At 59.2% G+C, this 8,223-nt stretch carries 10 protein-coding genes and 1 pseudogene; 9 read left to right on the top strand and 2 right to left on the bottom strand.

Annotation, left to right across the window (positions count from 1 at the left end; genetic code table 11):
* Nucleotides 1-157 (bottom strand): annotated as a pseudogene (locus FQK12_RS27495) (helix-turn-helix domain-containing protein); the annotation flags it as partial.
* A 270-nt stretch (nt 158-427) separates the two neighbouring features.
* Nucleotides 428-1,426, bottom strand: coding sequence for a helix-turn-helix transcriptional regulator (locus tag FQK12_RS22475; RefSeq protein WP_014229364.1), 999 nt, complete (start codon nt 1,424-1,426; stop codon nt 428-430).
* Nucleotides 1,427-1,828: 402 nt separating this feature from the next.
* On the opposite strand from FQK12_RS22475, the gene FQK12_RS22470 reads away from it, so the two are divergent.
* From FQK12_RS22470 to FQK12_RS22430, 9 genes are all read left to right on the top strand, one after another.
* Complete coding sequence (locus FQK12_RS22470) at nt 1,829-2,722, top strand: transporter (protein WP_014229363.1); 894 nt, start codon at nt 1,829-1,831, stop codon at nt 2,720-2,722.
* Complete coding sequence (locus FQK12_RS22465; RefSeq protein ID WP_223226793.1) at nt 2,723-3,259, top strand: group I truncated hemoglobin; 537 nt, start codon at nt 2,723-2,725, stop codon at nt 3,257-3,259.
* 135 nt (nt 3,260-3,394) lie between these two features.
* Nucleotides 3,395-4,909: an amidase gene (locus FQK12_RS22460; RefSeq protein ID WP_014229361.1), complete on the top strand. Its 1,515-nt coding sequence runs from the start codon at nt 3,395-3,397 to the stop codon at nt 4,907-4,909.
* A 23-nt stretch (nt 4,910-4,932) separates the two neighbouring features.
* Complete coding sequence (gene nthA, locus FQK12_RS22455) at nt 4,933-5,541, top strand: nitrile hydratase subunit alpha (RefSeq protein ID WP_014229360.1); 609 nt, start codon at nt 4,933-4,935, stop codon at nt 5,539-5,541.
* A gap of 15 nt (nt 5,542-5,556) precedes the next feature.
* The gene (nthB, locus tag FQK12_RS22450; RefSeq protein WP_014229359.1) at nt 5,557-6,210 is read left to right on the top strand and encodes a nitrile hydratase subunit beta; all 654 of its coding nucleotides are present in this window, start codon (nt 5,557-5,559) and stop codon (nt 6,208-6,210) included.
* Complete coding sequence (locus tag FQK12_RS22445; protein WP_014229358.1) at nt 6,207-6,674, top strand: nitrile hydratase accessory protein; 468 nt, start codon at nt 6,207-6,209, stop codon at nt 6,672-6,674. Before nthB ends, FQK12_RS22445 begins: the two co-directional genes overlap by 4 nt.
* Nucleotides 6,671-6,880 (top strand): CbtB-domain containing protein, encoded by a 210-nt coding sequence (locus tag FQK12_RS22440; protein ID WP_004850884.1) that lies wholly within the window; start codon nt 6,671-6,673, stop codon nt 6,878-6,880. Before FQK12_RS22445 ends, FQK12_RS22440 begins: the two co-directional genes overlap by 4 nt.
* Before the next feature lie 10 nt (nt 6,881-6,890).
* Complete coding sequence (locus FQK12_RS22435; protein WP_014229357.1) at nt 6,891-7,646, top strand: CbtA family protein; 756 nt, start codon at nt 6,891-6,893, stop codon at nt 7,644-7,646.
* A gap of 4 nt (nt 7,647-7,650) precedes the next feature.
* On the top strand, nt 7,651-8,208 hold the full coding sequence (locus FQK12_RS22430; protein ID WP_038423167.1) for a histidine phosphatase family protein: 558 nt from the start codon (nt 7,651-7,653) through the stop codon (nt 8,206-8,208).
* Nucleotides 8,209-8,223 lie beyond the last annotated feature (15 nt).

The following is an 8,223-nucleotide window of genomic DNA, read 5'->3' as shown; positions in this document are numbered from 1 at the left end:
CATACCTGGCGGGCCAGATTCACGGTAACGCGACAGAAGACGCCGGCACTGACCAGCGGAGATACCCAGGCGCTGCGCGGCCATCTGCGTTGTCAGGTGCCGGTCGACAACATAGGTTAACTTCATCCAAAGTAAAAAACTGCGCTGAATGGGCCAGAGCAGAATCCCGGGATGGTTAACTGAGTTCTGATCAAAGCCGCATAATCTTGCTACTTCTATATTGGTGCGCATAATGTATATTATGTTAAATACGATTAAAGAAGCCGAGTCTGCGCAATGCGCCCCCATACCCTTACCCCGCGCTAAGCCGGGATATTCAAATCATTTCCCGTCGCTAAAACACTAACGCCATCGTGTCATCCACCTGCCGCCGCAACGCCTGGGAGCGCCTTCCGTCACGCGCAGCTTTCACTCATATCGCGCAGACTCAGGAGTCTGACCCGGTGTGCCTGTTCGATGGCCTCGCTCCCTGCTGCTCTTTGGGCAATAATGAGCGAGGCGAGATGCCAAAGGCTTTGCGGAAGGCGTGGCTGAAATGAGAGAAATCAGAGAAGCCGAAATCCAGCGCCGCCTGGGACACGCTACTGACTCGTCCGCGTTCGAGGGCCTCTCGGCTTGCTCGCAGCCTCTCCTGCCAAATCACGGCCATCGGCGTTTTTTTGTGGCGGGCGAAAGCACGCGTGACGGTGCGAATGGAAACATGGTGCGCCCGAGCCAGGCTCTCAATGTTCAAATCTGGATCGACAAGCTGCCGCCGAATATAAATCATCATCCTGGCGTACAGATCGCGCTCAGCACTCACGTTATCCAGATCCTGCAATTCCAGACTCAGCACCAGTAGATCCAGCATCGTCTGGGAGAAACGGCCAGAAATATCTGGGTTGTCCAGACACGCGGGCATCGCTGTCGCCTGACGCAGCATTTCACGCAGTGGAATCACGCCGGGCCGACTGTCGTCCAGTACCATAGCGGTGAGCGTTTCAATCCTCGGCAAACGACAACTCAGCAGATGCCGCGGGATCCGCACCAGGTGATTATCGCCCCCACCCAGGCTGAAACTGAACGTCTGCGCGGCGTCGTATAACACCAGACTATCCGCCGCCAGCGCCGCCTTGCGCCCTCCCTGTTCAAGCTGGCCGTACCCGCCTTGCATATAGCCCAGCCACAGATCGTCGTCTGGCCCCTGCCTCAGATAACGTGCGGTGCGTTCCCAGCGGTGCAACGGCGCGAACAACGAACAGATATCCACCATCCCCACCCCGCGTACCGCAAGCCGGGCGTCAAAGTCGACCCCAGCCATGGGCACGCTGGCGGCCGGAATGCAGTGACGCAACACCACGTCGTTCCAATACTCGAAGCGGCGCGACTCGGCAACGCCAATGGTCGAATAGTGGGAGCAGACCGCAGACGGCATGATGCTATTCATAATTGCTCACCTCGCACCTTAATTCCCGCATCAATAACAGACACGGGTTCACAGATAGCAACTATCGTGCCAGCACTCAGATGTCCCTCCCGCTCTCACTCGCGCATCCGCGCTAAGGCAGCGGAAATATTACTGACGCTCCGTCGATGCGCCAGGCGTCCCACGTCGCGAATGGCGTCGAAAAAGCGAGAACCGCACTCAAGGTGTGCACATCTGCGCTATGACGGAGCATCACGCTATGGGCCTTTTCAGCCTGCCCGCCCGTTGTCCCTGCCAGCCAAACGACTGTCCTTATGAAACAAGTACGCAGCAAATTTCTCCCTAATATCTGTAACCGTAAGGTCTTCCGGCCACGTTGGTACCGGGAAATAAACAAGAGATATCAGACATGAGGGTAACGTTATGACTGTTAGTGGCACCACATCTCGTATCAGCCTGGTCGCCTGCACACTCTGGCTGGCGACGATCCCGGCCCATGCGGTCGATCTCAACTCACAGGATCTCATCCCGGCTCCTGCCGGTACCGATGCCATTCTGGCGTATTTCACCTACGCCACGCGAGACAGCTTTACCCCCACAGGTGGCGACGAAATTAAGCAAGGCACCGGGATGGACTCCTTCGTCAGCATCTTTCGTTACGTCCACTATATGGATGTGGGGGGCTTCACGGTCGCGCCGCAGGTGCTGATGCCCTACGGACGTCTTTATAACGGCTCTCTGGGCGGTGTCCGCCTCGATTCCGCCAGCGGCCTGGGCGACCCCATTCTGGCCGCCCCGGTCTGGCTGGTGAACAACCCCAGCACCACCTTCGCCCTCGTGCCCTACCTGTACGTCCCTGCCGGTTCCTACGATGCCGGGCGCACGCTCAACGTCGGTGAGAACCGCTGGAAGTTCGATCTGCAGCTTGGCGGCGTGCAGCAGCTTGGTAACGGTTTTGCCACGCAGCTGTCCGCTGATGCGATGTGGTATGGCGACAACGACGATGCCACGGGCATCGGCACCGGTCGCCTCAAACAAGACAACACCTATCAATTTCAGGGCTGGGTAAGCTGGACGCCGCCCGCAGACACCTCCTGGACCGTCTCCGCCGGTTACGCCAAATTGTGGGGCGGTAAACAGCAGATCGACGGCGTCGAAAACGGACAAGCGACGCGTTCGGATCAGGTAAGGCTGGAATTGTCGAAATTCATCACCCCTACGGTGCAAGTGCAGGGCTTGCTCCAACGCGACATCAACGTCGATGGCGGTTTTAAGGAAGATCTCCACACCACCCTGCGCGTGATGAAACTGTTCTGATTGAACAGAGACCTATGCACCCCCTTCCACTCACATGTTACGGAGAAATCCACCATGAGCGAACAGCAGCAAAAGCCGTCTCTCTATGAACGTCTCGGCGGATATGACGCCGTCTACGCCTTCGCAGGCGAAGTGTTGAAGACCTGTATGAAGCATCCCGACATCGGCCATATCTGGGCGCACGTGTCCGAGTCTTCATTTCAGAAAGAGCATATCAACTTCGTTGATTTCTTGTGCAAGCACTGGGGTGGCAACACCGTCTATCGGGGACGAGATATGGTGACCGCGCACCGCGGCATGGGGCTGACCGAAGTGCACTGGAAAGCCGTATTCGAGTCTATCGACGAGTGTTACGAAAACTTCAATGTGCCGCAGGATATTCGTGAAGAGGTCACCGCTTTCCTGACTCAATTCAAGCCCGCGGTCATCGGCAGTCCTTCGTATCGCGACGTGGTGCTCTCACATCCGGACATGGACGTGACCAAAGGCATGAAAAGTGTCGGTATCCACTGGCCTAAAGCCGATAAGCCGTCTTAACACCTTACGGACACCCACAGGCTGCGCGGGTGTCCATTTCAGCCAAACGACTGACCCGGATAACCAAGTCAGGATGGCATTCCGGGCTTATGTTCAAGACAGGCGCATGAGCAAACACAGAAAAAAGGAAACAACATGGCTATTCAACGTCCCACTGCTGAACAACTCCAGGAGCTTGCCAGTCGGCTGCATATCAGCCTGACGACGGCGCAGGCCGAGGAATATCTGGCGGTGATGCAGGCTAACTTCGACGCCTACGATCTGATCGACTCCCTTCCCGACGATATCCCGGAGGTCCGCTATCCGCGCGCCGCCGGCTATCGTCCGACTGGCGAGGACAATCCGCTTAATGCCTGGTATTACAAAACGGAGGTAAAAGGGGCAGCGACTGGCGCGCTGGCCGGGCGGACCATCGCCCTGAAAGATAATGTCTCGCTCGCCGGCGTACCGATGATGAACGGCGCCTCCACGCTCGAAGGTTTCGTCCCATCCTGCGACGCGACCGTGGCCACCCGCCTGCTGGATGCCGGGGCGACGATTCTCGGCAAAGCCACCTGCGAGCACTTCTGCCTCTCCGGCGGCAGCCACACTTCCGACCCGGCCCCGGTGCACAATCCCCATCGTCATGGCTATTCCTCCGGCGGTTCGTCCTCCGGCAGCGCCGCACTGGTGGCGGCTGGCGAAGTGGACATGGCGATAGGCTGCGATCAGGGCGGTTCCATCCGTATCCCTTCCGCCTTCTGTGGTACCTACGGTATGAAACCGACCCACGGTCTGGTGCCTTACACGGGCATCATGCCGATTGAGGCGACCATCGACCACGCCGGTCCCATCACCGCCAACGTGCGCGACAACGCGCTGATGCTGGAAACCATCGCCGGAAGTGACGGGCTTGACCCGCGTCAGTACGCGCCCGTTGTTGAGAGCTATACCGCCGCCCTCGGAAAAGGTGTGCGCGGCCTGAAAATCGGCATTCTGACCGAGGGATTCCAGTTGCCGAATATGGACCCGCAGGTAGAAACGAAGGTGCGGGACGCCATCGCCCGCCTGCAAGCACTGGGCGCCATCGTTAGCGAAATTTCCGTGCCGGAACACAATCTGGCGGGCGCGCTTTGGTCGCCTATCGGCTGCGAAGGTCTGACCGCCCAGATGATGCACGGCAACGGCATGGGTTTTAACTGGGAAGGCCAGTACGACGTCAGCCTGCTGGACAAACACGCGCAATGGCGCGACAGCGCGGATGCCCTCTCCCCGTCGCTCAAAGTTTGCATGTTCGTCGGCCAGTATGGGCTGGAGCGCTATAACGGTCGCTACTACGCCAGAGCGCAGAATATCGCGCGTCGGGCCCGCGCCGGCTACGACCGGGCCCTGAGCGATTTCGATCTGCTGGTGATGCCTACCGTGCCTGTCCTCGCTCAGCCGATACCAGACCCGGACTGCTCCATCACCGAATACATCTCGCGCGCTTTCGAAATGATCGGTAACACCGCTGCGCAGGACATCACCGGTCACCCGGCCATGTCTATCCCCTGTGGCATGGTCGACGGACTCCCGGTGGGCATGATGCTGGTAGGACGTCATTACGCTGAAAACACGCTCTATCAGGCCGCCGCCGCTTTCGAAGCCTGCGGTGACTGGCGGACGTTTTAACCTTAACTCTCGGGAAGCCTAAAATGAGCCATAAACACGACCACGACCATACCCAACCCCCCGTTAATATCGAGCTACGCGTCCGCGCACTGGAATCCCTGCTGCAGGAAAAAGGCCTGATCGACCCAGCTGCGCTGGATGAGCTGATTGACACCTACGAGCACAAAGTCGGCCCCCGAAACGGCGCACAGGTTGTCGCCAGAGCGTGGAGCGACCCGGAATACAAACGTCGACTGATGGAAAACGCCACTGCCGCTATTGCTGAACTGGGTTTCTCCGGAATACAGGGCGAAGACATGCTGGTCGTGGAGAACACGCCGGACGTGCACAACGTCACCGTTTGTACGCTCTGTTCCTGCTACCCCTGGCCGGTGCTGGGTCTGCCGCCGGTGTGGTACAAATCAGCGCCCTATCGTTCGCGTATCGTCATCGACCCGCGCGGCGTTCTCGCCGAGTTCGGGTTACACATACCAGAAAACAAAGAGATTCGCGTCTGGGACAGCAGCGCCGAGCTGCGCTATCTGGTCCTGCCAGAACGTCCGGCAGGCACGGAAGGCTGGAGCGAAGCGCAGTTGAGCGAACTCATCACGCGCGATTCGATGATTGGCACCGGTGTGGTTAGCGCACCATAACGAAAGGAGAAAACCATGAACGGGATACATGATCTGGGGGGGATGCACGGCCTTGGCCCGATCCCTACCGAGGAAAACGAGCCCTATTTCCATCATGAGTGGGAACGCCGGGTATTTCCTCTGTTCGCCTCGTTGTTCGTCGGCGGACACTTTAACGTCGATGAATTTCGCCACGCCATCGAACGTATGGCGCCGACCGAATATTTGCAGTCAAGTTACTACGAGCACTGGCTGCATGCATTCGAAACGCTGCTGCTGGCAAAGGGGACGATCACCGTTGAAGAACTGTGGGGTGGCGCGAAGCCTGCCCCCTGCAAGCCTGGTACACCTGTGCTGACGCAGGAGATGGTGTCGATGGTTGTCAGCACCGGCGGGTCTGCTCGGGTCAGTCACGATGTTGCGCCCCGCTTCCGGGTGGGCGATTGGGTACGAACGAAAAATTTCAACCCGACCACCCATACCCGCCTGCCACGCTACGCACGCGATAAAGTCGGTCGCATAGAGATCGCTCACGGTGTGTTTATCACGCCAGATACTGCGGCGCACGGGCTGGGAGAACATCCCCAGCATGTTTACAGCGTCAGTTTCACCGCGCAGGCGCTGTGGGGAGAGCCGCGCCCTGACAAAGTGTTCATCGATCTGTGGGACGACTATCTGGAGGAAGCATGAATACGGTAGCACAACACGATTACGCCGCCCTCGGGTTACCGCGCGATGAGGAAGGGCCGGTGTTTGATAAGCCCTGGCAGGCAAAAGCGTTCTCCCTGATAGTCCATCTCCACCGGGCCGGGCTGTTCCCGTGGGCAGAATGGGTACAGACATTCAGTAAAGAGATCAACGCGGTGCCGGCGCAACCGGGTGAAAGCGCGAATGATGCCTACTATCGTCAGTGGACGGCGGCGATGGAAAACATGATGACGGCACTCAACCTGACGGTGCCGGATGAAATCAGCCGACGGACGCAGGAGTGGCGCAAAGCGTATCTCAACACGCCCCACGGCCAGCCGATTGTACTGGCGAACGCCAGTTGCCCGCCGGCACATAGCCATCATCACCTTTCGCCGGGCGTGCCGGTCACGGTGAGTCCGGCACTCTCTATCAACAGCAAAATCGATAATGGAGTTACACCATGAGTGATATCACCCTTAATGCCCACACCCCGGCTGCTCCCATTCCTGTCGCGAAACTGTTGCCCTGGGCGCTGTTCACCGCCCTGCTGGCGCTGCTGGCCATCTATTTCGTTGGCGCAGAACAAGGCGCAACGTCGATGTTTTCCGGCACGCAGGTGCATGAATTCTTCCACGACGCACGTCATCTGCTGGGCTTTCCCTGCCACTGAGGAGGCGGAAATGATTGGCAAACTGTTATTTAAAGGGATGATGGCCGGCGTTCTGGCCGGGATGGTGGCATTTGCCTTTGCGCACCATTTCGGCGAGCCGCAGGTCGATCGCGCGATTGGCCTGGAAAAAAGCATGTCAGCTCACGCTCACCATCACGGCGCGTCAGCAGACGGCGAAGAAGAAGAGGTGTTTAGCCGACAGACCCAGTCCGGGATCGGCCTGATGACCGGCATGGCGCTGTTTGGCGCCGCGCTGGGCGGCGGTCTGGCGCTGGCGTGGGCCTTTAGCTACCAGCGCTTTGGGCCATCGGACCCGCGTGTGCTGGCGTTGTGCCTGGCGCTGGCTGGCTTCCTGGCAATGAGCCTGATGCCAGGTCTGAAATACCCGCCCAATCCGCCCGCAGTCGGCAACCCGGAGACCATCGGCTATCGTACCGGACTCTATTTCGTCATGATGTTGCTTTCTATCGGCATCGTCATCGCGGCCGCGTGGTTATCGCATCAGCTCACGCCGCGCCTCGGCAGAGGGAATGCGATGATGTGGGCAACGCTGTTCGCCGTGGCGCTGATGCTCGTGGTTTGCGCCCTGATGCCGACAGTGAACGAAGTCTCCGACCACTTCCCGGCGGACCTGCTATGGCGTTTCCGCATAAGTTCCTTCGGCACGCATCTGGTGCTCTGGGGCGTCATCGGCGTGGCTTTCGGTGCTTTAGCCGAACGCACGCCGACGACACGCGAACATCGCCCGGCCTTCCGGCGCGGTTAACAACATGAGAGCGTCGCTAACGCTGATTTGTCAGGGAGAAACGGCAGCCTCCAGAGGTTCACACTTTCCCTGTGATGACCCTCTGGAGGCGCGGGAGTGGCAACGGGCTCGCCAGCTACAAAGCAGTGCCGCCCGTTATCACCGCGTCTGGTTCGCCCCGGACGTCGCCGCCAGGCAAACCGCCGCCGCGCTCTCTTTACAGGGTACGCCAGTGACGGAACTGGCGGAGCCCGACTACGGCATCTGGGCCGGTCGGCCAGTGCGTGAGGTGATGAAGCAAGACGCCGAAGCGTTCCAGGCCTGGCTGGAGGGTGCCGCTCCCCCGGGCGGAGAGTCACGTGCTCAGCTGCTGGCGCGCTGTGGCAGCTGGCTGGCTAAACACGTCGATATTCGAGGTCGCCACTGTGCCATTGCGCCTGCCGCCGCAATCCGCGCCACGATCGTCGACGTTCTCGGCGCCCCGCTTCACTCATTTGCGCGTATCGACATCCACCCGCTGAGCATCACCGAGTTGCGTAGCGACGGACGGCGCTGGAATTTATGTTTATTAAAGGGCCAATAGATGCTACTGACATAT

The organism is Klebsiella sp. ME-303 (genome assembly GCF_007910085.1).
Lineage (GTDB): Bacteria > Pseudomonadota > Gammaproteobacteria > Enterobacterales > Enterobacteriaceae > Klebsiella > Klebsiella michiganensis.
Note: the sequence above shows the minus strand (reverse complement) of the source record. Positions and strands in the feature narration are given on the sequence as shown.